The organism is Curtobacterium sp. Csp2, from assembly GCF_013347165.1.
On record NZ_CP054593.1, the window covers coordinates 3,703,169 to 3,727,310 of the forward strand.

Consider the following 24,142-nt stretch of genomic DNA (forward strand, 5'->3'; position numbering starts at 1 on the left):
GCACCGCGCCTCCCGTCCGTCAGGTGGTGGCGCTGGTCAGACGCCGGCCGTGGAACGGATCCACGAGGACGACTGCGACAGGAGCGCGTAGTTCGAGCCGGCCGTCGTGTCCGCGCCGGGGTCGGCGCTGTCACCGGTCGAGCAGACGGCCACCACCTTGCCGTTCACCAGGAGCGGGCCGCCGGAGTCGCCGTGGTTCGAGGCGCCGGTCACACCCGTGACGTGCTGCGCCTTGCCGTTGTAGGCGTCACGCGAGGCGCCGGTCAGCGAGACCGTCGCCTGGTAGAGCCCGTCGGACTGCTGCGCGTTCGCCCGCAGGCCGTAGCCCTCGATGACGCCGGTGCCGCTCGACTTGGCGGCGGCCGTCAGGTCGAGGGGCGCGTAGGTCGACAGGGAGTAGGTGCTGCGCAGGTGCACGAGGGCGATGTCCCCGGCCGGGGCCGCGGTGACCCGGTCGACGGCGACGGCGGAGCCGCGGTTCGTCGTGGAGTTCGAGTGGTAGACGTTCATCGCCCCGATGCCGTCGATGCAGTGCCGCGCGGTGAGGATCCACGAGGCGTTGATCTGCTCGCCGGTGCAGTTGCTGACGTAGCCGGACGGGATGGTCCCGCCGGAGGCCTCGAGCTGGACGGCCCAGGTCGTGGTGGGCGCCTTCTCGCCGCCGACGACCTCGGTCCCGGCGGGCAGCGCCGTGGCGGGGGTGGCGGCGAACACGCCGCCGGCGACGACGGCCACGGCGGCGAGCGCCGCTGCGAGGGTGTGCTTCATGTGGACTCCTCGGTCAGGACCCTGCTGCGTTGCAGGGTGCAACTAGGAGGCCCATCCTGACCCCCGTCCAGGGGGTGCGGTAGTCCGCACTTCGACCGACACGTGCCGGCCGACGGCGCTGCCTATGCTGTGACCGTGTCCGACTCCGCCGTCCCCGCCGCCGTCGCCGCGCCACGCCGTCCGGTGGTCGCGATCGCCGGACTCGCGATCGAGACCTCGACCTTCACGCCGACCCGGACGGACGCCGCGGCGTTCCACCCGGTCCGCGGGCAGGACGTCGTCGCCCGGTCCCCGTTCCTCGCGGCGTACGCGGACGTGGTCGACCTGCGCGGGACCCTGACCGGGCACGCGCTGCCCGGCGGGGTGGTCCTGCGCTCGGCGTACGAGGCGCTCGCGGGCGAGATCGTCGACCGGCTGACGTCGGTGGTCGCGGGCGGCCCGGTCGACGGGCTCTGGTTCGACGTCCACGGCGCGATGGTCGTCGAGGGTCTGGACGACGCCGAGACGGACCTGCTCGGGCGCATCCGCGCGGTCGTCGGGCCGGACACGATCGTGTCGGCGTCGATGGACCTGCACGGCAACGTCACCGCGGAGCTCGCACACCAGCTCGACCTCGTCACCTGCTACCGGACCGCCCCGCACGAGGACGTCCTCGAGACGCAGGAGCGGGCTGTGCGCAACCTGGTCGACGTGCTCACGACCCGCGCGCCCGGGCAGCGCCGACCGGTGAAGGCGTGGGTGCCGATCCCCGTGCTCCTCGCCGGCGAGCAGACCTCGACCCGGGTCGACCCGGCCGCCGCGCTGTACGCGCAGGTCCCCGAGGTCGAGGCGTCCGAGGGGGTCCTCGACGCCGCGGTGTGGGTCGGGTACGCGTGGGCCGACCAGCCGCGGGACCGCGCGGTGACGGTCGTGACGGGGTGGGACCAGGAGGCGGTCGCCGCCGGGGCGGAGCGGCTGGCGCGGGCGTTCTGGGACGCGCGCGAGGACTTCGGGTTCGTCGCGCCGACGGGCACCTTCGCGGCCTGCCTCGACGCGGCCCTCGCCCCGGGAGCGCCGCGGCCGTACTTCGTCTCGGACTCGGGCGACAACCCGACCGCCGGCGGCTCGGGCGACATGACCTGGGGGCTGACCGAGGTCCTCGCGCACCCCGCGTTCCGGGACCCGGACGGTCCCGTGCTCGTCTACGCGAGCGTCCCGGGACCGGCCGCCGTCGACACCGCGGTGGCCGCCGGTGTCGGTGCGACCGTCACGGTGACGGCCGGGGCCGCGGTGGACGACGAGCACGCCGGACCGGTGACGATGACCGGTCGGGTGCACGCGATCCGGCACGGCGACCGGGACGCGGACACCGAGGTCGTGCTGCAGGTCGGCAGCGTGTACGCGATCCTGACCCGACTGCGGAAGCCGTACCACCACGAGCACGACTTCACGGACCTCGACCTGTCGCCCCGTGACGCGGACGTCGTCGTCGTGAAGATCGGCTACCTGGAGCCCGAGCTGTTCGACATGGCCGCCGGGTGGATGCTCGCACTGACCCCGGGTGGGGTCGACCAGGACCTCGTCCGGCTGGGCCACCACCGCGTCGAGCGGCCGCTGTTCCCCTTCGACCGAGACTTCCCGTCCCCACCGGACCTGCACGCCCGGATCGTGCCGCCGTCCGACGAGCCGCTCGGGAGCCTGGCGTGAGCGCGGGAGGTGCCGGGGTCGCGCTCGAGGTGGCGGTCACGTCGCCCGCCGGGGCGGTCGTCGCGCGGGACGCAGGTGCCGACCGGGTCGAGCTCTGCTCCGGACTCGAGCTCGGTGGGCTCACACCGTCGCAGGCCCTGGTCGAGATGACCCACGGGACCGGCATCCCCGCGCACGCCCTGGTCCGGTGCCGTCCCGGCGGGTTCGTGCTCGACGCCACCGAGCTCGAGCTCACCGAGCGCGAGGTCCGCACGGTCCTGCGCTCCGGAGCGGCGGGCGTCGTCGTCGGCGCCCTGCGCCCGGACCGGACGCTCGACGAGGACGCCCTCCGTCGGTTCGTCGACGCCGCCCGGTCGGTCAGCGCCACCGCCGAGGTCACGCTGCACCGCGCCGTCGACCACGCGGTGGACCCCGTGGCGGCCGCCGCCCGCCTGGCCGACCTCGGGTTCACGCGGGTGCTCACCTCCGGCGGGGCGCCGAGTGCCGCGGCGGGCGCGGGGACGATCGCCCGCATGGTGGCGGCGGCGGGGCCGGTGCAGGTGATGGCCGGAGCGGGGGTGACGCCCGCGGACGTCCCGGCGCTCGTCGCCACCGGGGTCGCGGCCGTGCACCTGTCGGCGAAGCGGTCCGCTGGTGGCGGGCACGCCGGGGTCCCGATGGGCGCCGGCGACCGGGGCGACGGGCACTTCGTGACCGACGGCGCGGTCGTGGCGGCGGCGCGGGCGGCGCTCGGCGGCTGAGCCGGGCGCGCTCAGCCGAGCGTGACGACACGGTCCGCCGCCGCGACGGCGACCGGGTCGTGCGCGGCGTGCACGACGACCGCGCCGCGGGAGGCTTCCTCGGCGAGCGCTGCCACGACGAGCGCCGCGGAGGCCGTGTCCACGCCGGCCGTCGGCTCGTCCACGAGCAGCACCGGCGCGCACTGGGCGAGCCCGAGCGCCACGAGCGTCCGCTGCCGCTGGCCCCCGCTCAGCTCGTCGAGGGACCGGTCGGCCAGGTCGGCGATCCGCATCCGGTCCAGCTGGGCGTCCACGACGTCCCGGTCGTGCCGGCCGAGCGGTCGCCACCAGGGCTTCCCCCGCCAGCGCCCCATCGTGACGGTCGCCCGGACGGTCAGCGGGAGGGCGCTCGGCGGCACCGCCTGCACGACGTAGGCGGCCCCGTCCCCCGGTCGCGTCACGGCGCCGGCCGCGGGCGCGACGACACTGGCGAGCGCGTCGAGCAGCGTCGACTTGCCCGAGCCGTTCGGTCCGGTGAGCGCCGTCACGGCACCGGCGGGGAACGTCGCGTCGACGCGGTGGAGCACCGTGCGGTCGCCACGGCGGACGGTCATCGCGGCGACCCGCACGGCGGGGTCGGTGGTGGTCGTGGGCACCTGAGCACGCTATCAGTATCGATAGTCATTTTCATGTAGCGTCTCCGCCGTGACCTGGCTGACCGACCCGTTCTCCGTCGACTTCATGGTGCGCGCCCTCGTCGGCGGCGCCCTGGCCGCGGTGCTGTGCGCGGTCGTCGGCACGTGGGTGCTGGTCCGCGGGATGGCGTTCCTCGGCGAGGCGCTCGCCCACGGGATGCTGCCGGGCGTCGCGGTCGCGGCCCTCACGGGTGTCCCGGCCGTCCTGGGTGCCGCGGCGAGCGCGGGCGTGATGGTCCTCGGGGTCGGGGCGCTCCGACGTCGCGCGCGGCTGTCGTACGACACCTCGATCGGACTGCTCTTCGTCGGGATGCTCGCCCTCGGGGTGATCATCGTCTCGTCGTCGCGGTCCTTCGCGACCGACGTCACCGCGATCCTGTTCGGTGACGTCCTGGCGGTCACCCCCACGGACCTCGTCGGACTCGCGGTCGCCGTCGCCGTCGCGCTCCTGCTCACGACCGTGTTCCACCGCGCCTTCACCGCCGCCGCCTTCGACCAGCGCACGGCCACGACGCTCGGACTGCGGCCGCGCCTGGCCGAGGTCGTGCTCGTCGCCCTCGTCACGCTCGCGGTCGTCGCGTCCTACCGCGCGGTCGGCACGCTCCTCGTCGTCGGCCTGCTGCTCGCGCCGGCGGCCGCGGCCCGGGCGTGGACGCGGCACGTTGCCTCGACGATGGTGCTCGCCGCCGTCCTGGGGTCCGCGGCGGTCACGGTCGGCCTGCTCGTGTCGTGGCACGTCGGCACCGCGGCCGGCGCCACCATCGCGTTCGCCGCCGTCACCGGGGTCGCACTGTCCCGCACCCTCGCCGCCCTCGCGGCCCACGGCCGTCGACGCCGGGCCACACCCGTCACCCGACCCGAACCCGGTCCCGTCCAGCGGACCACACCGACCCCAGCACCACGAGAGGGAGCATGAACCCGACCGCCCGACGCACCCCGCGCCTCCTGGCCGCAGCCGTCGCGACCACCCTGACCACCGGCCTCGCCCTGTCGGCGACCGCCTGCACGCCCGGCGGGTCCGCCGGCCGGTCCGACGAACCGTCGCCGGACCGCTCGTCCACGGCGCGGCCGCACGGCTGGGTCGAGGGGGCGAGCGAGGCGCAGGAGCCACAGCTGCGACTGCTCGCCGTGTCCGCGTCCGGCACGACGACGCTCCACGACCTGCTCGGTGGTGCCGCCACGTCCCTCGACGCGGTCGACGCCCCGGCGCACTCGGCGACCGACGGACGGTTCCTCGTGACGAGCGACGCCGACCGGACCACGATCACCGACGGCGGCGCGTGGACGGTCGACCACGGCGACCACACGCACTACTACACGGCCGATCCGCGGGTCGTGGGCGTCCTCGACGGCGGCGGACCGGTCGCGGTCCACTCGTCGGAGACCGTCACCACGATCAGCTGGCCGGAGCGCCGGCAGGCCGTCGTGCTCGACCGCGCCGCACTCGGCCAGGGCGACGTCGACGTGACCGCACGGCTGGACGCCGCCGTCCTGCTCCCGTTCGGTGACGGCCTGGTCGCCGCCACCGACGCCGGGGTCCGGCTCCTCGACGCGGACGGCGAGCCCGTCGGAGCCGCGACGCCGTGCGCCGCACCCGCGGGCGGCACCGTCACCCGCGCGGCGGCCGCCGTCGGATGCGCGGACGGCGCGGTGCTCGTCGCCGAGGACGGGACGGCCACCGTGGTCCCGCTCCCCGACGGCGCCGAGCGGCCGACGTCCTTCGCGGCGCGGGGCGGACGCCCGACCGTCGCCGGGACCGCCGGGGGCCGCGGTGCGTGGTTGCTCGACACCCGCGAGGGCAGCTGGCGACTCGTCGAGACCGAGCGTCCGCTCCGGACGGTCGTCGCGGTCGACGACCAGGAAGAGCACGTCGTCGGGGTCGACGACCTCGGGCGGGTCGTCGTCCTGACGGTCGCGACGGGTGCGGTCGCGACGACCGGTCCGCTCCTCGACCCGGACGCCGAGCCGTTCCTGCAGCTGGACGCCCAGCGCGCCTACGTCGCGGACGACGCCGGGCCGCGCGTGCACGAGGTGGACTTCGCCGACGGTGCCCGCGTGGCCCGGACGATCGAGCTGCCCGCCGCCCCCGCCGCCCTCGCGGAGGTCGGGCTGTGACCCAGCGCGACGCCGAACGCCGCGGGGCCGGACGCCGGAGTGGACGCTCGGTCACCGCGCTCCTGCTCGCCGCCCTCGTTCTGGGCGGTACCGCGGCGTGCACGACCGGACCGCCCGACCGACCGACGGTCGCGGTGACGACGAACATCCTCGGGGACGTCGTGCACGAGGTGGTCGGCGACGCCGCCGACATCCTCGTGCTCATGCCGCCCGGAGCGGATCCGCACTCGTTCGAGGTCTCCGCGCAGGACGCCGCCCGACTCCGCTCCGCGGACCTCGTCGTCGAGAACGGCCTCGGACTCGAGGAGGGCATCGCGCGGCACGTCGAGGCCGCAGCGGCCGACGGCGTCCCGGTGTTCACCGCCGGCGACGCGGTCGACGCCCTCGAGTGGACCGCGGACGGCGACAGCGGACCGGACCCGCACCTGTGGACCGATCCCCTCCGGATGATCGACGTCGTACAGGACCTGGACGTGGCGCTCCGCGACGTCGGCGTGGACCCGACCGGCACCGACGCCTACCTGGACGAGCTCGCCGCGCTCGACGCCGAGATGGCCGCCGCCTTCGCCCGCATCCCGGACGACCGGCGCGCCCTGGTCACGAACCACCACGTCTTCGGGTACCTGGCCGACCGGTACCGGTTCCGGGTGGTCGGCGCGGTGGTCCCGAGCGGCACCACGCTCGCGTCCCCGAGCGCGGCGGACCTGCGCGACCTCGCCGAGGCGATCGAGGACGCGGGCGTCCCGACGATCTTCGCCGACCTGTCGCAGCCCGCCCGGCTCGCCGAGGTCCTGGCGGACGAGGTCGACGTGCACGTCGAGATCCGCTCGCTCGCGACGGAGTCGCTGACGCCGGACGGCGCGGCCTCGACGTACCTCGGCATGATGCGCGCGAACACGGCATCGATCACCGCCGGGTTGTCCGTTCGTAATTGAGAATGAGAATCAGTACAGTGAAGAGCATGACCCCTCGAACCGCCCTCGCGCCGGCGACCCTGCTCGGCGCGACCGCCCTCCTGCTCACCGGCTGCACCGCCGCTCCGACCGGCGCCGACCGCGCCGACGCGCGCGCCGACGCCACCGCTCCCGACGGGGCGCGCATCGTCGTGACCTACGACGGCGGGCTCCTGACCCTCGACCAGGACCTGCGGGTCGTCGCCGATGACGCGATCGACGGCTTCACCCGCGTCAACCCGGCCGGGGACGGCCGGCACGTGCTCGCCACCGTCCCGTCCGGCTTCCGCGTGCTCGACACGGCTGCGGACCCGGCCCTGACCGACGCGGTGTTCCCCGCCGACACCGGTGGCCACGCGGTCGTGCACGGCGACACGACCGCACTCTTCGCGGACGGGACGGGCGACGTCACGGTCTTCGAGCACGACGACCTCGACGGCGACCGGCTCCCCGAGACCCGCACCACCACGTCCGAGGCCGCGCACCACGGCGTCGCGATCCAGCTCGAGGACGGCACGCTCCTGACCACCGTGGGAACGGAGGCGTCACGCTCCGGCGTGCGGGCGCTCGACGAGGACGGCACCGAGACCGCGCGCTCCGAGTCCTGCCCGAACGTGCACGGCGAGGGGGCCGTCGAGGACGAGGTCGCCGTCTTCGGGTGCACCGACGGAGCGCTCGTGTTCCGCGACGGCACCTTCACGAAGATCGACGCCCCGACGACGTACGGCCGCACCGGGAACCTCTTCACGACGGAGTCGAGCCCCATCGCGGTCGGTGACTACAACGACGACCCGGACAGCGAGGGGTACCTGCTCGACCAGGTCGCCCTCATCGACACCGCGACCGACGAGTACCGCGTCGCCGACCTGCCCGAGGGCGTCGGCTTCACGTTCCGGGACCTCGCCCGTGGTCCCGGCGACGAGGCCGTCGTGCTCGGGTCGGACGGCGCGCTGCACACGATGGACGAGCAGACCGGCGAGCTCCTGGCCTCGTACCCGGTGATCGACGCGTGGCAGGGTCCGGCCGAGTGGCAGGACGCGCACCCCGCGCTCAAGGTGGTCGGCGACGTCGCGTACGTCACCGACCCGGCGGAGCGGAAGGTGCACGCCGTGGACCTGACGACCGGAGCGGTCCGCACGTCGAGCGACGTCCTGCCCGGCGTCCCGAACGAGATCGCGGTCGCGTAGCGCGGGTGGTCGCCACCCGGCGGACGGGAGGCACGGGGCCGGCCGGCACCGTGCCTCCCGTCCGTCGGTCCACGGGACGGGCGGTCAGCGCCAGTCCGGCCGCGCGCTGCGGATCGCGGCGCGCGCCCGGGCGATCTGCCCGCGGACGGTGGACTCGGGCAGGCCGACCGCGTCGGCGATCTCCCGGTAGGACAGACACCCGAGGTGTCGCAGCTCCCAGCAGCGTCGCTGCGCGTGCGGCAGGGCGCCGAGGAGCCGTTCGGCCGCCGACACCATCGCCGCGCGCTCGGCGACGGCGTCCGGGCAGTCGTCGGTCCGTGCGACCGCGTCCGCCTGCAGCTCGGCGCGACGGCGACGATCGGGAGCACGGAGCCGGTCGTAGCTGCGTCGTCGGGCGGTCGTGGCGAGCCACCCCGCGATCGCGTCGCCCTCGACGAGGTCCGCCATCCGCAGCCACGCGGTGAGGAAGGTCTCCTGCACCACGTCGTCGACCTCGGCCGTGCCGTCGAGGATCCGGCCGACGACGGCCCGGAGCATGGTCTCGTGCCGGCGGACGAGCACGGCGAACGCCCGGTCGTCCCCGGTGGCGGCGCGAGCGACGAGCGCTCCGGGCGGAACGGCCGAAGGTGACGGCGGCGGCGATGACGGCTCGGGTGGGAGCGGGTGGTCGGGCGGGGTGGTGGTCCGGGTGGGGTCCGGGAGCGTGGCGAGCATGGTGGGTGCCCTCTGATCGGCGGGGGTGGTTGCCGATGGTTCGGAGGGGACGACCGCCCGGGGTGCTGCGGCCGGTACCCCAGATCACGGGGCAGACGGCCTCAGTGCCGCCCGGGCAGCCGCAGGTCCCGCCACGTGAAGCCACCGCGCGGCGGGAGGGCCGCCCGGATGTGCTCGTCGTCGAACCGCGCCGACGGGGCCAGGTCGGTGGGCAGGTCCTCCGTCGGCGGCGCGGCCTCGGTCACGCCCTCTGCGAGCATCCGGACCTGCGCCTTCGCCACGAGCGGCACCCGCATCGTCCACTCGGTCAGCTGGCCGAGCGCCCGGTGCGCCCAGACCGGCGCGGGGAACACCAGGACGCGCCGACCCACCACGCGGGCGACCCGGCGCACGGCCTCGCTGAGCAGCAGGGCCTCACCTCCCCGGACCGCGACGGTCCGCCGGGACAGCCGACCGTCGAGCGCGGCCACGACGACGTCCACGAGCTCAGCGACCGGGATCGGGCTGATCGTCCGCTCGCGGAACCCGACCGACGCGAAGAGCGGCACGGTCTGCACGGTGTGGCTGAGGTGGTCGACGAGGTGGTCCCCGTGCCCGTAGATCATCCCGGCCTTCAGCACGGTGTGGTCGAGGCCCGAGGAGCGGACGAGCTCCTCCGCCGTCCACTTCGTCTCGTGATACGGCGAGCCGGTGCCCGGGCGGGCGCGCAGGAAGCTCAGCAGGACGACGCGCTGCACCCCGGCCCGCCGCGCGGCCTCGAGCACGGCTGCGGTGCCCTCGACGTGCACGCGCTGGAAGGTCTGGTCGCCGAGCTCGCGGTTGATGCCCGCGCAGTGCGCCACGGCCTCGACCCCGGCGAACGCCGCGGTCAGGGCGTCGACGTCGTCGATCGGCACTCCGGTGCGCCGGGACACCACGACGACGTCCTCGGCCGGGTACCGCTCGGCGAGGTGTCGTCCGACGAACCCCGTCCCACCCGTGATCGCGATCCGCACCGGTCCTGCTCCCCCCGGGTGCACACCTCGCGCCCCCGCTGCGGACACTAGCGCGTCGCGGTCGCCGCCGGTCGCCACATCGACACGGGTCTCGCCGCGCCGAGGCCGGTGATCGGCGCCCCTTCCCCGAACCCGTGCCGACGGTAGAGCCGGCGGTTCTGCGGCGTGGACGACTCCAGGTAGGCGTCCTCGCCCCGGCCGTCCACGCGGTCGAGGGCGTGCTCGAGCAGCAGCCCGCCGACGCCCCTGCCCCGGGCGACCGCCGCGACACCGATCTCGGCGAGGTACCAGTGCGGCGCCTCCGGACGGGCACGGTCCATGCGGCCGAGGTGTCGGACGGCGCGGAGGGCACCGCCGACCCCGAGCGTCCGCAGGAAGGCCGGGACCTGCCGGAGGAACGCGAGCGCTCCCCCGGCGTGCGGCCGCGGCGCCTGCCAGAAGGCGGCACCGACGACCCGGCCGTCCTCGACCGCCACGTCGAGCGCGCGGGACGCCGCCGGGACGGACCGGACCAGCGCGGTGAACAGGTCGGTGAGGACGGCCTCGCGGTCCTCGTCGGCGCGTGCCGGGCGGAACGCCCGGAGGACCGGGTCGTCGGCGAAGGCCTCGGCGAGGACGGCGGCGGCCGTCGGCACCTCGTGCTCAGCGGCGGGTCGGACGGTGATCGACACGGGGGCTCCCTCCAGATTCGGCCACTTGGCCGAATGTAGTCTCCCGAGGACACCTGCACGCAGGCCGTACGCTGCCTGTGATGACCCCGGAACCCGCTCCGCGCGCCTACCGCAGCCGTGCCGAACGCCGCGACGAGCTGCTCGACGCGGCCGCCCTCGTGGTGCGGGACGGCGGGGTCGAGGCGCTCACCACCCGGGCGGTCGCGGAGCGCGCCGGTGTCGCACACGGGGTGGTGCACTACGCCTTCGGGGCGCGGCAGCACCTGGTGCTCGCGCTGCTCGAGCGGCAGGCGCGGGACGTGCTCCCCCGCGTGCTGGCGGCAGCCGAGGAGCACGACGACCTGACGGGAGCGCTCGACGCCGGCGTCTCGGCGTACCTGGCGCTCGTGCGGGCCGAGCCGGAGCGGTTCCTGCTGCTCGAGTCGTTGAGCGGGACGGCGCTGGGTGGGCCGGCACTGGGCGGGGACGATGCGCTCGTCCGGGGAGAGCGTGCGCTCTGGCACGACGGCCTGGTCGCCGCGATCGAGCGGTGGACGGCTCGACACGGGGTCGCGCTCGCGGAGCCGGCGGCGGTTGCAGCCGATGCCGTGCTCGCGTTGGTCGACGGGCTCGGCCGGGCCGCGTGGAGCGATCCGGACGGGTCGGCCACGGACCGCGCGCGGGCGCTCCTGGTGCGCGGCCTCGCGCACGCGCTGACGCGCTGACCGGCCGCACGCGCCAGCGCAACCGCGGGACGGACTGGAGGCACGGTGCCAGCCGACACCGTGCCTCCCGTCCGTCAGGTGGTCGTGGGCGTCAGCCCGCGACCGGGATCGACTGCGCCTTCAGGGCCGCGATCGTCTTGGACTGTCCACTCTTCAGCGCGTCCTCGAGCGTTCCCGAGCCGGAGGCCGCGGCACCGAAGCCGTCCGAGACGTCGGCGTAGGTCTGCGTCATCGTCGGGCCCCAGGTGAAGGGCTGGATGTCCTTCGCGGCCGAGGAGAACTCCTCGTAGATCTTCTGGTCGCCGTAGAAGGGCAGGCCCTGGGTGAGCGCCGGCAGGTCGGCACCGGTCGAGGACGCCGGGTACAGGTTGGCCTCCTTGTTCAGTGCGCTGAGGGCCTCGGTCGAGGTGTTCAGCCACACGAGGAACTTCGACGCCTCGGCCGGGTGCTTGCTGCCCGCGAAGACGACGTTCGACGAACCGCCCCACGCGGCGGACTTGCTCTCACCGGACTTCCACTGCGGCATCGGCGCGACGGCCCACTTGCCGGAGGTCGAGGGCGCACCGCTCGAGATGGTGTTCGCACCCCAGACGGCGGAGACCCAGGTCCAGTCCTGCCCGCTGTCGTACGCGGCGTTCCACTGGTCGGTGAAGCTCGGGACGGTGTTGACGAGCTTCTTGTCGATCAGGCCCTGCCAGTAGTCCGCGACCTTCTTCGACGCGCTGTCGGTCAGGTTCACGTCCCACTTGTCGCCAGAGTTCGAGAACCACTGGCCGCCGGCCTGCGAGACGAGCCCGGCGAACTGGTTGACGTCACCCTTGGCGAAGTTCGTGATGTTGCCGCCCTTGGCCTTGATCTCCTCGGCGGCCTTCGCGTACTCGTCCCACGTCTTCGGGACCGGGATGCCGGCCTGCTCGAACAGGTCCTTGCGGTAGTACAGCGCCATCGGGCCGGAGTCCTGCGGCACCGCGTAGACCGACTTCGACTCGCCGAACGTCACCTGGTTCCAGAGGCCGTCGGAGAAGTCCTTCTTCGCGGCGCTGATGCCGGAGCAGGCGCCGATGTCCTCGAGGCCGCCCTGGACGCGGAAGGCCGGCAGGGTGTCGTACTCGACCTGGCCGATGTCCGGCGCCTGCTTGGCCTTCAGCTGGTTGAAGAAGTTCTGGTACGTGCCGCTGTTGCCGTTCGCGACGATGGAGACCTTGACCTGGATGTCCGGGTTCTCCTTGTTCCAGATGTCCACGACCTTGTCCATGTTGGGCACCCAGGTCGTGAAGTCGAGGGTGACCTTGCCGCTCGACGGCTTGCAGCTCGCGGCGGCGGAGTCGGAGCCACCGCTGCCGGAGCCGGAGCCGCCGGTGCTGCAGCCGGCGAGGGCCACGGTCGCGGCGACCGCCACGGCGGCGACGCTGAGGAACTTCGTTGTCTTCATGCTGTTTCCGTTCGGATGTGGGTGAGGAGGAGGTGCTGGTCCGGGGTGTGGGCCGCGGTGGCTCGGGGCCGGGCTACTTCAGGCCGCCGGCGCCGAGGCCGGACCGCCAGAAGCGCTGCAGGGAGAGGAAGGCGACGAGCAGCGGGATGATCGAGACGAACGACCCGATGAGCACGAGGGTGCGCAGGTCCGGGTACTGGTTCACGCTCGAGTTCCACGTGTAGAGGCCGAGGGTGACGGGGAACAGCGACGAGTCGCGGAGCATCACGAGCGGCAGGAAGAAGTTGTTCCACACGGCGACGAACTGGAACAGGAAGATCGTCACGAGCGCGGGCGACATGAGCCGCACGGCCACGGTGAAGAACGTGCGGACCTCGCCGGAGCCGTCGATGCGCGCGGCCTCGATGATCTCGTCCGGGACGCTCGACGCCGCGAACAGCCGCGACAGGTACACGCCGAACGGGCTGACGATGCTCGGCAGGAACACCGACCAGAACGTGTCGGTCAGGTCGACCTGGCTGAAGATGAGGAACAGCGGCAGGGCCAGCGCGGTCGCCGGCACGAGGACGCCGCCGAGGAACACGTTGAACAGGGCCTCGCGACCGCGGAACCGGTACTTCGCCAGGGCGTACCCGCACATCGCGCTGAGCACGGTGCCGAGCAGGCCGGCGACCCCCGCGTAGGCGATGCTGTTCAGCAGCCAGCGCAGGTAGATGCCGTCCTGGCGGGTGAACAGCTCGACGAGGTTGCCGAAGAAGTCCTGGAACGAGGTCGCGCTGAACCACAGCGAGAACGTCGTGTTGAAGTTCGACGCCGTCTTGGTCGACGAGACGAAGAGCCAGAAGATCGGCAGCAGGAAGTAGACGGTGAAGACGCCCATCACGATCATCGCGGCGGAGCGCGAGATCACGCTCTCGCGCGGTCCGCGGGCTCCCGGCTCGTGCGGACGGGAGGCACGGTTCGGCTTCAGGGGTCGGCCTGCGTCCGCGACGAGGTCGCGTCGGGTGGGTGCGTTGACGGTCACTGGGCGGCCTTCCGCTGGGTCAGTCGGAGGAACCCGATCGACAGGACGAACGTGGCGAGGGCGAGGACGACCGAGAACGCGGCCGCGAGGTTGAAGTTCGGCACCGACGAGGTCGAGTAGACGAGCATGTTCGGCGTGAAGGTCGACGAGATCGTCGAGGTGAACTGCCGGAACACGGTCGGCTCGGTCAGGAGCTGCAGGGTGCCGATGACGGAGAACACGGCGGTGAGGATGATCGCCGGGACCACCATCGGGATCTTGATCGAAAGCGCGATCCGCAGCTGCGACGCGCCGTCGAGCTTCGCCGCCTCGTAGATCTCGGTCGGGATCGCGAGGAGCGACGAGTAGATGATGAGCATGTTGTAGCCGACGTAGACCCAGGTCACGACGTTCGCGACGGCCCACAGGACAGTGCTCGCGGAGAGCAGGTCGACGTTCGACGTCAGGAACGAGAACGGCGACAGGTCGGGGGCGTAGAGGTAGCCCCACATGATCGCGGCGATGACGCCGGGGACCGCGTACGGCGCGAAGAACGCCAGGCGGAAGAACCGCTTGCCGCGCAGCAGCGGGGAGTCGAGCAGCAGCGCGAAGACGAGCGCGAGCCCGAGCATCACCGGGACCTGCACGATGCCGAACAGCAGCACGCGGAGGACGGAGCCCCAGAACTCGGTGGCCTGGAACACGAGCACGTACTGGCTCAGGCCGCCGAACACCTGCGTCGGGGCGCCGAACGTGCCCTGGCGCTCGATCTTCTGCAGCGACTCCCACACGGCGTACAGGATCGGTGCGAGGTAGAACGCGGCGAACAGCAGCGCGAACGGCAGGACGAAGAAGGCGATCGCGCACCGGTAGCGCGTGCCGCCGGGGCGACGCCGGGGCGTGGTCGGCCGGGTCGTGCGGCGCGACTGGGCGGTGGTGGTCATGGGCGGGCTCCGTCGATGCGGTCGGTGCGGATGATCTGGGTGCCGCCGGCGGCGAGGACGGTGACGCCGTCGACGGGCCGGTCGGCGACGAGCTCGTGGCCCGCCACGGTGTGCGCGACCTCGCGGTCGGTGTGGTTGAGCAGGAAGACCCACTCGTGCGCGTCGTCACGGCGACGGACGACCTCGAGGCCCGGCTCGGCCACGGGGTCCGGGGCGACCCCGGCGGTCTCGAGGACCCGACGGAGCAGGGCCGCGCGGGCGCCGTCCTCGAGCACGGTGGAGACGTACCAGGCGTCGCCCGTGCCGACGGTGTTCCGGGTGACGGCCGGGCGTCCGGCGAGGGGCCCCTCGGCGTAGGTCGTGACCGCCTCGGCGCCGCGCAGCTCGACCGGCTCCGACCAGGTGTGCGCCCGGGTGCCGTCCGACAGCGCGAGGGTCTGGCCGGCGCCGAGCGGGCGGAACTCTGCGACGCGGATGCCGAGCAGGTCGCGGAAGGCGCCGGGGTACCCGCCGGTCCGGACCCGGTCGTCCTCGTCGACGATGCCGCTGAAGAACGTGACCACGGCCTGGCCGCCGCGGGCGACGAGGTCGGCGACGACCGCCGCGTGCTCGTCGCGGACCAGGTAGAGCTCCGGGACGACGACGACCGCGTACCCGTCGAGCGGGGCGCCGGGCGCGACCACGTCGACCGTGACGCCGAGGTCCCACAGCGCGGCGTGGAACGCGTGGACCTGTTCCAGGTACCGGAGCGCGGTGGTGGGGTGCGCCTCCACGTCGGCGGCCCACTGGACCTCCCAGCTGAAGACGAGCGCGACGTCGGCGACGACGCGGGAACCGCGGAGCTCGCCGAGGCGCTCGACCAGGGCGCCCAGCGCGACGACGTCGCGCCAGGTCTGCGACTCGGTGCCGGCGTGCGGCAGCAGTGCGGAGTGGAACTTCTCGCTGCCCTGCACGGACGCGCGCCACTGGAAGAAGCAGACGCCGTCGGCGCCGCGGGCGATGTGCGTCGCGGTGTCGCGGAGCATCTGGCCCGGGTCCTTCGCGACGTTGTGCGGCTGCCAGTTCACGGCGCCCGTCGAGTGCTCCATGAGCAGCCAGGGCGCCCCCTTCGCCAGACCGCGCGTGGTGTCGGCGGCGAACGCGAGCTCGGTGTGCGGGCGTGGCAGGCGGTGGTCGAGGTAGTGGTCGTTCGCGATGACGTCCATGTCGTCGGCCCACGTCCAGTAGTCGAGCGCGGTGATGTGCGCCGCGACCATGAAGTTCGTGGTGACGGGCTTGTCGCTCAGCTCGCGGAGCACCGCGGCCTCGGCCCGGTGGTGGCCGAGGAGCTCGTCTGACGAGAACCGGTCGAAGTCAAGCGTCTGGCCGGGGTTCGTGAAGGAGAGCGTCGCGCGCGGCGGCAGGACCTGTTCCCACGCCGAGTAGCGCTGGCTCCAGAACGCCGTGCCCCACGCGGTGTTGAGCGCCTCGAGCGTGCCGTACCGGTTGCGGAGCCAGCCGCGGAAGGCGTCGGCGGAGACGTCGCAGTAGCAGTGCGCGTTGTGGCAGCCGAGCTCGTTCGAGACGTGCCAGAGCTTGACCGCGGGGTGGTCACCGTAGCGCTCGGCCGTGGCGCGGACCAGGGCGAGGGCGTGCTCGCGGTACACCGGGGAGCTCGGGCAGAACGCCTGGCGGCCGCCGGGCCAGCGGGTGGTGCCGTCCGCGACGACGGGCAGGACCTCGGGGTGGGCGGTGGTCAGCCACGGCGGGGTCGAGGCGGTCCCGGTGCCGAGGTCGACGCCGATGCCGGCGCCGTGCAGCAGGTCGACGACGCGGTCGAGCGCGGTGAAGTCGTACTCGCCCCGGTGCGGCTCGACGTGCGACCAGCCGAAGATGTTGATCGCGACGAGGTTGACGCCGGCCTCGCGCATGAGCCGGACGTCCTCGACCCAGACCTCGGGGTCCCACTGCTCGGGGTTGTAGTCGCAGCCGAACGCGAGTCCGGTCGAGCCGAGCCCGAGCGCCGTGGTGGCTGGTGCCGGGAGGGTGGTGGTCACGGTGGTCCTCGCTGGTCGGGGCGGTCCGCCGTCCCGGTCGCGTGCGACCCCTTCGACGGCGAAGGCCACCCAGTGTTCTGGGAGCGCTCCCAGATGCCGCCGACCGATCGGGGTCGGAGGGTTTCTGGGAGCGCTCCCAGCGTGAACACGAGATCGCGGCCGGTGTCAACCCGGGGGTGCTCGCAGGAGGCGGGGGCGACTTCACGGCCTCAGCGACACTTCACTGCCGGCCGGGCCCGGGAAGTGTCGCTGGGCGCGTGAGGTCGCCACGGACGGGCAGCCGGCATCGCCACGATCACGGCACCGCGCGGCCCGGGCGGCCCGCCCCCGCGACCGGCCCCCGCCCGGCCGCCGGATACGCTTGCGCCATGACCGACGTCCGTGCCGCACGCACCCGTGCGACGATCCAGGACGTCGCGGACGAGGCCGGCCTGTCCCGCGGCACCGTCTCCCGCGTCCTCAACGACGAGCCGTACGTCTCCGCCGAGGCCCGCGAGGCCGTCCAGGCAGCCGTCCGCCGCGTCGGCTACGTGCGGAGCGCCGCGGCCCGCAGCCTCGTCACCCGACGCTCCGGCGCCGTCGCGCTCATCGTGCACGAGCCGAGCGTCCAGGTGCTCGACGACCCGAACATCGGCAACATCCTGATCGGCACGAACACGGTCCTGTCCGAGGCGGACCAGCAGCTCGTGACGATCATGGTCGACTCCGGCCGGGACAACGAGCGCGTGGTCGAGTACCTGCGCGGCGGGTTCGTGGACGGCGCGATCGTGCTCTCCGCCCGGGACGGCGACCCCGTCACCCGGGCCATCGAGGAGATCGGACTCCCGGCGTGCTTCGTCGGCCACCCGTCCGACGCCCCGAACACCTCGTACATCGCGATCGACAACCGCGCCGCCGCCGAGCAGATCACCCGACGCCTGGTCGAGACCGGTCGGCAGCGCATCGGCATGCTCGCGTCCGGGCTCGACCGCGACTCGGGGCAGGACCGCCTCGAGGGCTTCACCGCCGCACTCGGCGACCGGTTCGACCCGTCGCTCGTGGCCAGGAACCCCCTGTTCAGCTACACCGCGGGCGTCGAGGGCATGCGGGAGCTGCTCGACCGCGCCCCCGACGTCGACGGGGTCTTCGCGGCGTCGGACGCGGTGGCCGCCGGGGCGATGGACGTCCTGCAGCGCGCCGGCCGATCGGTGCCGGGCGACGTCGGCGTGGTCGGCTTCGACGACAGTGCGTGGGCGCTCCGCTGCGACCCTCCGCTGTCGACCGTCCGGCAGCCCGCGCGCACCCTCGGCGAGCACGCGGCGCAGCAGGTCCTCGCGCAGATCGCCGGCACCGACGAGGGCCCGCACGGTCTGATCCTGCCGACCGAGGTGGTCTGGCGCGGGAGCGCGTAGCCACCCTCGCACGCCCCACCCGCATCACCGCCAGGTGCGCGCGACCACCCAGCCGTCGCCCTCCGGCACGATGTCGACCACGACCGCGTCCCCGTCGGCACTGACCTGGAACCGCCACCCGACCGTCCGCTCCGGCGCGTGGGTCATCGCCGACGGCAGGAACTCCGCCGTCGCGGTGAGCCGCGTGGGGCTGTCACTGACCCGCCAGCGCCGGTCGCGCCACACCATCCGGTCCGGCACGCCGCGCTCCCACCACACCGTGGCGACCTCGTGCGTGAGCATCATCTCGACCTCCTGTTCGAACGTGTGTTCGAATGCTACGCGATCCCCGCCGACGTTCCGCGTGTCGGAGGCCGTTCCGCGCACCGGGCACCGAACCGCGCGTCGGGAGCCGATCCGCGCGTGGTGCGCAGGTCCTTCCGCCCCGCCACGCGCGGATCGGCACCCCATGTCGGGTGCGATGGGCAGGAACGTCCCAGCGCGCCCCGAACCGGACGGGAGGCACGTGGCGGCCCCGCCCCGCTCCTCCCGTCCGGTGTGGGGTCGCGCCCGCCCGCACGACGCGCCCCGGCGCGCACGTCCGGGTGCCACTACCCACCGCGTGCGCACCGCCGAGGGTGCGCGACACGGCCCGTGTCGCGCCGAGATGCCACGATTCCGGCACCTCGGCGAACCGCCCCGGGACCGCCCCGACCGCACCTCGGGGGCACCGCCCCCGACGCGCCGCACGCCCCGGCCACCCGGACGGCGGCGGCTCGGGGTACGCGGCCGCCACGAGGACACAGTCGCCCACCACTAGAAGGGCATCATGACCACTTCCTCCCGCACGCCGCTCGGCGTCACGCTCGTCGACGGCGGCGCCAACGTCGCGCTCTTCTCCAGCACCGCCGAGCGGGTGGAGTTCTGCCGGTTCGACGAGGACGGCACCGAGCACCGCACCGAGCTGCGGAACCGCACCGGGTACACCTTCCACGACGTGGTCCCCGACGTGACGGTCGGCACCCGCTACGGCTTCCGCGTGCACGGCGCCTGGGACCCGGCGAACGGCCTCCGCCACAACCCCGCCAAGCTCCTGCTCGACCCGTACGCCACCGCGATCGACGGCACCTACGAGTGGGGCCAGGCACTGTTCGGCCACGACATGGACGCCCCCGAGCAGCTCGACGAGACCGACTCGGCGAGCGCCATGCCGAAGTCCGTGGTCGCCGACCGCGACTTCGACTGGGACGGCGACACGCAGCTGCGCACCCCGTACGCCGACACCGTCGTGTACGAGGTGCACGTCAAGGGCTTCACGAAGCAGCACCCGGACGTGCCCGAGGAGATCCGCGGCACGTACGCGGGCCTGGCGCACCCCGCCACGATCAAGCACCTGACCGACCTGGGCGTCACGGCCGTCGAACTCCTGCCGACCCACCAGTTCGTGCAGGACTCCACCCTGGCCGACAAGGGTCTGCGCAACTACTGGGGCTACAACTCGATCGGCTTCTTCGCGCCGCACGACGAGTACTCGTCCTCGGGCACGGCCGGGCAGCAGGTCGCCGAGTTCAAGGCGATGGTGAAGGCCCTGCACGCCGCCGGGCTCGAGGTCATCATGGACGTCGTCTACAACCACACCGCCGAGGGCAACCACATGGGCCCGACGCTGTCGTTCAAGGGCATCGACAACCAGGCCTACTACCGCCTGGTCGAGGGCGACGAGGCGAACTACTTCGACACCACCGGCACGGGCAACAGCCTGAACGTGTCGCACCCGTCGGCGCTCGGGCTCATCACCGACTCGCTCCGCTACTGGGTCGAGGAGATGCACGTCGACGGCTTCCGCTTCGACCTCGCGACGACGCTGACCCGCCAGGACGGCGAGGCCGAGAAGCACTCCGCGTTCCTCGACATCATCCACCAGGACCCGGTGCTCCGCGAGGTGAAGATGATCGCCGAGCCGTGGGACACCGCGGGCTACCAGGTGGGCGGGTTCCCGGCCGACTGGTCCGAGTGGAACGGGAAGTACCGCGACGACCTGCGGGCGTTCTGGCGCGGCGACGAGGGCACGCTCGGCGACGCCGTGCAGCGCGTCCTGGGCTCCCCCGACGTGTACGAGGGGTCCCGCCGCTCGCCGCTCTGCTCGGTCGACTTCGTCACCGCGCACGACGGCTTCACGCTGGCGGACCTGACGATGTACGCCGAGAAGCACAACGAGGCGAACGGCGAGGACAACAACGACGGCGAGAGCAACAACACCTCGTTCAACGGCGGCATCGAGGGCCCGACCGACGACGGCGCGGTGAACGACTACCGCAACCGTCAGCGCCGGAACTTCCTCGGCACGCTCCTGCTCTCGGCGGGCGTCCCGATGATCCTCGGTGGCGACGAGATCGCCCGCTCGCAGGGCGGCAACAACAACGCCTACTGCCAGGACGACGAGATCTCGTGGTTCGACTGGGCCGCGGCGGACCGGGACCTGCTCGCGTTCACGACGTCGGCGATCGCGTTCCGCAAGGAGCACGCGGCGCTCCGCCCGTTGTGGTTCCGCACGGCGCCGGGCGACTCCGAGTCGACCGTGTCGGTGCTCCGCGCCGACGCGCAGGGGTTCGAGGACGGCGACTGGGCCGACGGCGGCAACCGTGCGGTGCTCCTGGTGCTGCAGCAGGGCGACGACACCGTCGCGGTGCTCCTGAACGCATCGGACACCACGGTCGAGTTCGCCCTGCCCGAGAAGCCGGGCGGCGGCAGCTGGGCGCTCGGCCTGTCGAGCGACCCCGACCAGGCCGTCGAGGACGGCGCGACGACGCTGCTGGTCCGCGACGCGTCGTTCACGGCGCTCGTCTGATCTGCCCCGCTGCGGTCCGACGAGCTCCGGTCTGACGGGCTGCGGTCCGCCACGGACCGGGTGACGGACGGGAGGCACGGTGCCGGTTGGCACCGTGCCTCCCGTCCGTCAGGGGGTCGCGTCCATTAAGGCTCGGGCCGTCAGGGGGTCGCGTCGGGACGGACCTCGGCGGGCAGCTCGTCCGTGGTGGGCGGGTCCGCGCCGGGGCGGGAGACCGTGACGGCGGCGCACGCGAGGGCGAGCGCGGCCAGGCGCCCGAGGTCGTCCTCGTCGAGGGCCGTCGGCGCGGTCCCGGTCGCGAGCACGGCGGCGAGCAGCCCGGCCATGAACGAGTCCCCCGCACCGATGGTGTCCGCCACCGTCACCGCGGGGGCGGCGATGCGTCGGCGGGCTCCGCGGGAGGCGATCGCGCACCCCGAGCCGCCGAGCGTCACGGCCGCGAGCGTCGCACCGGCCGCGAGCAGCCCGTCGAGCACGGCGTCGACGTCCCGGTCCGGCCAGAGCCACGCGGCGTCCTCGTCGCTGCACTTCACGACGTCGGCCTCGGCCAGGAGCGGCTCGAGGGTCGCGAGCACGGCGTCGCGGTCCGGCGTGATCGACGGACGGACGTTCGGGTCGAGGGACAGCAGCGTGCCGGCGGGTCGGGCGCGCACGGCGTCGAGCACGGTCGCGGCACCCGGCTGCAGGACCGCGCCGATCGACCCGACGTGCACGAGCGGCGTGCCCTCGGGGACGTCGACCGGGTCGATCCGCCAGTCCAGGTCGAACTCGTACGAGGCCCCGCCGTCCGCGGCGATGGTCGCCACCGCCGTCGAGGTCCGCGGGACCGCCGTCGCGTCCACCCGGACACCGCTCGCCTCGACGTGCGCACGGACCGCGGCGCCGCGGTCGTCGTCGCCGAGCGCGCAGACGAGCCGGGCCGGGCGACCGAGCCGGGCGAGGCCCACCGCGACGTTCATCGGACTGCCACCGGGGTGCTCGGACCGCCCCTCGGGGCGGTCGACGACGTCGACTAGGGCTTCTCCGATGACGATGACGCTGCTCATGGCGACCAGCCTGACAGAGGTGCCCGCTCCGTGACGGCAGCGGCGTGACGGACGCGCCACGATCCTCCCGTCCGTCCCCTGGTTCCCGTGTGCCGGACCTGGGCCGGGGAGTTGACTCGGCCGTACCCGACCCGACCGTCGAGATGGAGTCCCGATGCTGTCCCTGACCTACTCGAGCGTCGCCACCGACGCGCTCGACGACGCCGACCTCGCACAGCTGCTCGCGCAGAGCCGGCGGGCCAACGCCGAGAACGACATCACGGGGGTGCTCCTGTTCCGGAACGGCTACTTCCTGCAGCTGCTCGAGGGTCCGGACCAGGCCGTGCGACGCAAGATGGACACCATCAAGCACGATCCTCGGCACACCAAGGTGACGGTGCTGCTCGAGGAGGTCATCGAGGAACGGCAGTTCCCGGAGTGGACGATGGGCTACCCGGCAGCGGACACCGACGTCGAGCAGGCGCCCGGGTACCGGACCACCTTCGACGACCTCGACGCGGCGGACGGCGACTCCGTGACCTCGCTGCCGGCGCTCCGCGAGCTGATCCGCTGGTTCCGACCCCGCGGCTGATCGTGACCCCGGTGTGACCACGGGCCGTGGCAGGATCGCGGCGTGGGGAACGTGGTCGTGCTGCCGGCGGGTGCGCCGTGAACGACCGCTCCGGAGGACGGCCGTGGTGGCACGTCGTGTCGGCGACGCTCGTCGGGATCGGTGCGGCGTACCTCGTGCACGTCGGCGTGGTCCTGGTGTTCCTCACCGGCCTCGGCGGCGTCGTCGCCCTGCTGGTGGTGACCGTCCTGGCCGGTGTCGGGCTGGGCCTCTGCGGGTTCGTGGGCACCGGTCGTCGCCGCGCCTGGTGGCTCGGGGCGACGGCGCTCGTGCTGGTGTCCGGCGCCTTGATCACCGAGGTCGTCCCGTGGGTCGTCGCAGCGCCCGGTCCACTGCTGCTCGCCCCGTCACCGCTGCCGTACCTGGTCGGAGCGGTCGTCGGTGCCGTCCCCGCGCTCCTGGTGCACCCCGGTCGGCCGCGGCTAACGGGGCTCGTCTCCGGCGGGACCGCGGTGCTCGCCGTCGCCGCGCTCGTCACCGTGCTCGGGGTGCAGGCGCACGGACGCGCGGTCGAACGCGACCAGCAGGCGATCGCGCGGGCACAGGTCGCGATCGGCGCCGACTTCCGACCCGTCACGATCTCGCCGCCGGGCTACGGCTCCGACTTCGAGGCGAACATCGAGCGGCGGCTGCCCGGCTTCCTGCAGGTGTTCTCGTCGCCCGCCTCCCCGGCGCACTACCCGGGCAACACGAGCGGGGACGACCTGACCGTCGTCACCCTTGCCGCGGATGCGCCGTCGTGCGGACGGGCGCTCGAGGGCGTCGGTCCGGACGGGGCGTCGGAGCCCGAGACCGGGTGCACCACCACGGACGGGGTCGTGGTCCGCACGAGTGCGCACGGACACGAGGTCGCCGCCGTCGTCGGGGACACCCTCGTCGCAGTGAGTGCCCTGCGCGCGGTCGACGAGACGGTGCTGCGGGCCGCGGTCCGGTCGGCCGAGCCGATCGGTGACGCGGCGTACCGGCATGTACTGCTCGGCGACGGGGACGAGTACACGGACGAGCTCGACGGGAACCGGTGCCCGGTCACCGGAGCGGTGTGCGGATCGTGACCGCGCCGAGCGTCGCGCTGCTCCCGGTGGACCTGGCGGATCCGATCGGCCGGTCGTGGCTCGTCGCCTTCCTGACCACGAACCGCTTCCCGTTCCACGTCACGCCGGACCCGACGCGCAACGGGGTCAAGCGGCGCATCGCGGACGGAGACTTTTCGGGTCCGGCGCACGCCCTGTTCCGTGTCGAGGCCGACGGCGCGGCCGTTGGGATGATCACCCTCGACGACCTGGACGACGGCGCACCGTTGATCGACGTGCGGCTCGCGGAGCGGGCCCGGGGGCAGGGGCTCGGCGTGCCGGTCGTCCGGGTGCTCGCCGGCACCGTGTTCGCCGGGTACCCCGACGTCGATCGGCTCGAGGCGCAGACCCGGGACGACAACGTCGCGATGCGGAAGGTCCTGGTCCGGTGCGGCTGGGTCCAGGAGGCGCAGTACCGGCGGGCATGGCCCGTCGAGGGCGGCGCGCCGAGGGACTCGGTGGCGTATGGGCTGTTGCGGGAGGACCACCGGAGTGGGCGCGGGACGCCGTTCTACGGTCGGTTCGACGCGGGCGAGTGAGCCGGGCTGGTCGGAACGCGCCCTGAGACCGACGTCC

The 24,142-nt window shown here is 73.6% G+C and carries 23 protein-coding genes; 12 read left to right on the forward strand and 11 right to left on the reverse strand.

Annotated elements, in window-relative coordinates; translation table 11 throughout:
* Positions 1-36: 36 nt before the first annotated feature.
* On the reverse strand, positions 37-768 hold the full coding sequence (locus HUN59_RS18005) for a S1 family peptidase (protein ID WP_174779145.1): 732 nt from the start codon (positions 766-768) through the stop codon (positions 37-39).
* Positions 769-903: 135 nt separating this feature from the next.
* Here HUN59_RS18005 and HUN59_RS18010 point away from each other — a divergent pair, with 135 nt between their 5' ends.
* Together HUN59_RS18010 and HUN59_RS18015 are read left to right on the forward strand one after the other, a co-directional pair.
* The gene (locus HUN59_RS18010) at positions 904-2,454 is read left to right on the forward strand and encodes a M81 family metallopeptidase (protein ID WP_174779156.1); all 1,551 of its coding nucleotides are present in this window, start codon (positions 904-906) and stop codon (positions 2,452-2,454) included.
* Positions 2,451-3,194, forward strand: coding sequence for a copper homeostasis protein CutC (locus HUN59_RS18015; RefSeq protein WP_174779157.1), 744 nt, complete (start codon positions 2,451-2,453; stop codon positions 3,192-3,194). Before HUN59_RS18010 ends, HUN59_RS18015 begins: the two co-directional genes overlap by 4 nt.
* 11 nt (positions 3,195-3,205) lie before the next feature.
* On the opposite strand, the gene HUN59_RS18020 is transcribed toward HUN59_RS18015, so the two are convergent.
* Entirely contained in the window at positions 3,206-3,829 is a 624-nt protein-coding gene (locus HUN59_RS18020; RefSeq protein WP_254629935.1) for an ATP-binding cassette domain-containing protein, read from the reverse strand.
* Between the two features lie 49 nt (positions 3,830-3,878).
* On the opposite strand from HUN59_RS18020, the gene aztB reads away from it, so the two are divergent.
* The 4 genes from aztB to HUN59_RS18035 are packed head-to-tail and all read left to right on the forward strand — an operon-like array spanning position 3,879 to position 8,123.
* Positions 3,879-4,784, forward strand: coding sequence for a zinc ABC transporter permease AztB (aztB, locus tag HUN59_RS18025; protein ID WP_174779158.1), 906 nt, complete (start codon positions 3,879-3,881; stop codon positions 4,782-4,784).
* Positions 4,781-5,983 (forward strand): ABC transporter, encoded by a 1,203-nt coding sequence (locus HUN59_RS19870; protein WP_254629936.1) that lies wholly within the window; start codon positions 4,781-4,783, stop codon positions 5,981-5,983. Before aztB ends, HUN59_RS19870 begins: the two co-directional genes overlap by 4 nt.
* A complete protein-coding gene (locus HUN59_RS18030; protein WP_254629937.1) occupies positions 5,980-6,918 on the forward strand; it encodes a metal ABC transporter substrate-binding protein in 939 nt (312 codons plus the stop codon). Before HUN59_RS19870 ends, HUN59_RS18030 begins: the two co-directional genes overlap by 4 nt.
* Positions 6,919-6,944: 26 nt before the next feature.
* Positions 6,945-8,123 (forward strand): hypothetical protein, encoded by a 1,179-nt coding sequence (locus HUN59_RS18035; RefSeq protein WP_174779159.1) that lies wholly within the window; start codon positions 6,945-6,947, stop codon positions 8,121-8,123.
* 84 nt (positions 8,124-8,207) lie between these two features.
* Here HUN59_RS18035 and HUN59_RS18040 read toward each other — a convergent pair whose 3' ends face one another.
* The 3 genes from HUN59_RS18040 to HUN59_RS18050 form a co-directional block, all read right to left on the reverse strand.
* Positions 8,208-8,837, reverse strand: coding sequence for an RNA polymerase sigma factor (locus tag HUN59_RS18040; RefSeq protein WP_174779160.1), 630 nt, complete (start codon positions 8,835-8,837; stop codon positions 8,208-8,210).
* A gap of 101 nt (positions 8,838-8,938) precedes the next feature.
* Positions 8,939-9,832 (reverse strand): NAD-dependent epimerase/dehydratase family protein, encoded by an 894-nt coding sequence (locus tag HUN59_RS18045; RefSeq protein WP_174779161.1) that lies wholly within the window; start codon positions 9,830-9,832, stop codon positions 8,939-8,941.
* Between the two features lie 47 nt (positions 9,833-9,879).
* Entirely contained in the window at positions 9,880-10,503 is a 624-nt protein-coding gene (locus HUN59_RS18050; protein WP_254629938.1) for a GNAT family N-acetyltransferase, read from the reverse strand.
* Positions 10,504-10,583: 80 nt separating this feature from the next.
* Here HUN59_RS18050 and HUN59_RS18055 point away from each other — a divergent pair, with 80 nt between their 5' ends.
* On the forward strand, positions 10,584-11,207 hold the full coding sequence (locus HUN59_RS18055; RefSeq protein ID WP_174779162.1) for a TetR/AcrR family transcriptional regulator: 624 nt from the start codon (positions 10,584-10,586) through the stop codon (positions 11,205-11,207).
* Positions 11,208-11,298: 91 nt separating this feature from the next.
* Here HUN59_RS18055 and HUN59_RS18060 read toward each other — a convergent pair whose 3' ends face one another.
* The 4 genes from HUN59_RS18060 to HUN59_RS18075 form a co-directional block, all read right to left on the reverse strand.
* Positions 11,299-12,639: an ABC transporter substrate-binding protein gene (locus HUN59_RS18060; RefSeq protein ID WP_174779163.1), complete on the reverse strand. Its 1,341-nt coding sequence runs from the start codon at positions 12,637-12,639 to the stop codon at positions 11,299-11,301.
* Between the two features lie 73 nt (positions 12,640-12,712).
* Positions 12,713-13,663: a carbohydrate ABC transporter permease gene (locus HUN59_RS18065; RefSeq protein ID WP_231049858.1), complete on the reverse strand. Its 951-nt coding sequence runs from the start codon at positions 13,661-13,663 to the stop codon at positions 12,713-12,715.
* Positions 13,660-14,586 carry a carbohydrate ABC transporter permease gene (locus HUN59_RS18070; protein WP_174779164.1) on the reverse strand — a complete coding sequence of 309 codons (927 nt, stop codon included), beginning with the start codon at positions 14,584-14,586 and terminating at the stop codon, positions 13,660-13,662. Before HUN59_RS18070 ends, HUN59_RS18065 begins: the two co-directional genes overlap by 4 nt.
* Positions 14,583-16,622, reverse strand: a complete 2,040-nt coding sequence (locus tag HUN59_RS18075) for a beta-galactosidase (RefSeq protein ID WP_174779165.1) — start codon at positions 16,620-16,622, stop codon at positions 14,583-14,585. Before HUN59_RS18075 ends, HUN59_RS18070 begins: the two co-directional genes overlap by 4 nt.
* 368 nt (positions 16,623-16,990) lie before the next feature.
* On the opposite strand from HUN59_RS18075, the gene HUN59_RS18080 reads away from it, so the two are divergent.
* Positions 16,991-18,013, forward strand: coding sequence for a LacI family DNA-binding transcriptional regulator (locus HUN59_RS18080; RefSeq protein WP_144805311.1), 1,023 nt, complete (start codon positions 16,991-16,993; stop codon positions 18,011-18,013).
* Positions 18,014-18,037: 24 nt separating this feature from the next.
* Here HUN59_RS18080 and HUN59_RS18085 read toward each other — a convergent pair whose 3' ends face one another.
* Complete coding sequence (locus HUN59_RS18085; protein ID WP_141859811.1) at positions 18,038-18,298, reverse strand: hypothetical protein; 261 nt, start codon at positions 18,296-18,298, stop codon at positions 18,038-18,040.
* A 523-nt stretch (positions 18,299-18,821) separates the two neighbouring features.
* Between HUN59_RS18085 and glgX the strand changes: the two genes are divergently transcribed.
* Positions 18,822-20,840, forward strand: a complete 2,019-nt coding sequence (gene glgX, locus HUN59_RS18090) for a glycogen debranching protein GlgX (RefSeq protein WP_174779166.1) — start codon at positions 18,822-18,824, stop codon at positions 20,838-20,840.
* 140 nt (positions 20,841-20,980) lie between these two features.
* On the opposite strand, the gene HUN59_RS18095 is transcribed toward glgX, so the two are convergent.
* A complete protein-coding gene (locus HUN59_RS18095) occupies positions 20,981-21,886 on the reverse strand; it encodes a carbohydrate kinase family protein (RefSeq protein WP_174779167.1) in 906 nt (301 codons plus the stop codon).
* A gap of 154 nt (positions 21,887-22,040) precedes the next feature.
* On the opposite strand from HUN59_RS18095, the gene HUN59_RS18100 reads away from it, so the two are divergent.
* From HUN59_RS18100 to HUN59_RS18110, 3 genes are all read left to right on the forward strand, one after another.
* Positions 22,041-22,457 carry a BLUF domain-containing protein gene (locus HUN59_RS18100; RefSeq protein WP_058742628.1) on the forward strand — a complete coding sequence of 139 codons (417 nt, stop codon included), beginning with the start codon at positions 22,041-22,043 and terminating at the stop codon, positions 22,455-22,457.
* Positions 22,458-22,534: 77 nt separating this feature from the next.
* Entirely contained in the window at positions 22,535-23,548 is a 1,014-nt protein-coding gene (locus HUN59_RS18105; RefSeq protein ID WP_174779168.1) for a hypothetical protein, read from the forward strand.
* Positions 23,545-24,105 carry a GNAT family N-acetyltransferase gene (locus HUN59_RS18110; RefSeq protein ID WP_254629939.1) on the forward strand — a complete coding sequence of 187 codons (561 nt, stop codon included), beginning with the start codon at positions 23,545-23,547 and terminating at the stop codon, positions 24,103-24,105. The genes HUN59_RS18105 and HUN59_RS18110 overlap by 4 nt, the downstream gene beginning before the upstream one ends.
* Positions 24,106-24,142: the final 37 nt, after the last annotated feature.

What these genes read in the sequence shown, in the direction of transcription:
- HUN59_RS18005 (WP_174779145.1), bottom strand. Translation starts at nt 768, where the DNA reads ATGAAGCACACCCTCGCAGCGGCGCTCGCCGCCGTGGCCGTCGTCGCC.
- HUN59_RS19870 (WP_254629936.1), top strand. Translation starts at nt 4,781, where the DNA reads ATGAACCCGACCGCCCGACGCACCCCGCGCCTCCTGGCCGCAGCCGTC.
- HUN59_RS18035 (WP_174779159.1), top strand. Translation starts at nt 6,945, where the DNA reads ATGACCCCTCGAACCGCCCTCGCGCCGGCGACCCTGCTCGGCGCGACC.
- HUN59_RS18040 (WP_174779160.1), bottom strand. Translation starts at nt 8,837, where the DNA reads ATGCTCGCCACGCTCCCGGACCCCACCCGGACCACCACCCCGCCCGAC.
- HUN59_RS18055 (WP_174779162.1), top strand. Translation starts at nt 10,584, where the DNA reads ATGACCCCGGAACCCGCTCCGCGCGCCTACCGCAGCCGTGCCGAACGC.
- HUN59_RS18060 (WP_174779163.1), bottom strand. Translation starts at nt 12,639, where the DNA reads ATGAAGACAACGAAGTTCCTCAGCGTCGCCGCCGTGGCGGTCGCCGCG.
- HUN59_RS18070 (WP_174779164.1), bottom strand. Translation starts at nt 14,586, where the DNA reads ATGACCACCACCGCCCAGTCGCGCCGCACGACCCGGCCGACCACGCCC.
- HUN59_RS18080 (WP_144805311.1), top strand. Translation starts at nt 16,991, where the DNA reads ATGACCGACGTCCGTGCCGCACGCACCCGTGCGACGATCCAGGACGTC.
- HUN59_RS18085 (WP_141859811.1), bottom strand. Translation starts at nt 18,298, where the DNA reads ATGATGCTCACGCACGAGGTCGCCACGGTGTGGTGGGAGCGCGGCGTG.
- glgX (WP_174779166.1), top strand. Translation starts at nt 18,822, where the DNA reads ATGACCACTTCCTCCCGCACGCCGCTCGGCGTCACGCTCGTCGACGGC.
- HUN59_RS18095 (WP_174779167.1), bottom strand. Translation starts at nt 21,886, where the DNA reads ATGAGCAGCGTCATCGTCATCGGAGAAGCCCTAGTCGACGTCGTCGAC.
- HUN59_RS18100 (WP_058742628.1), top strand. Translation starts at nt 22,041, where the DNA reads ATGCTGTCCCTGACCTACTCGAGCGTCGCCACCGACGCGCTCGACGAC.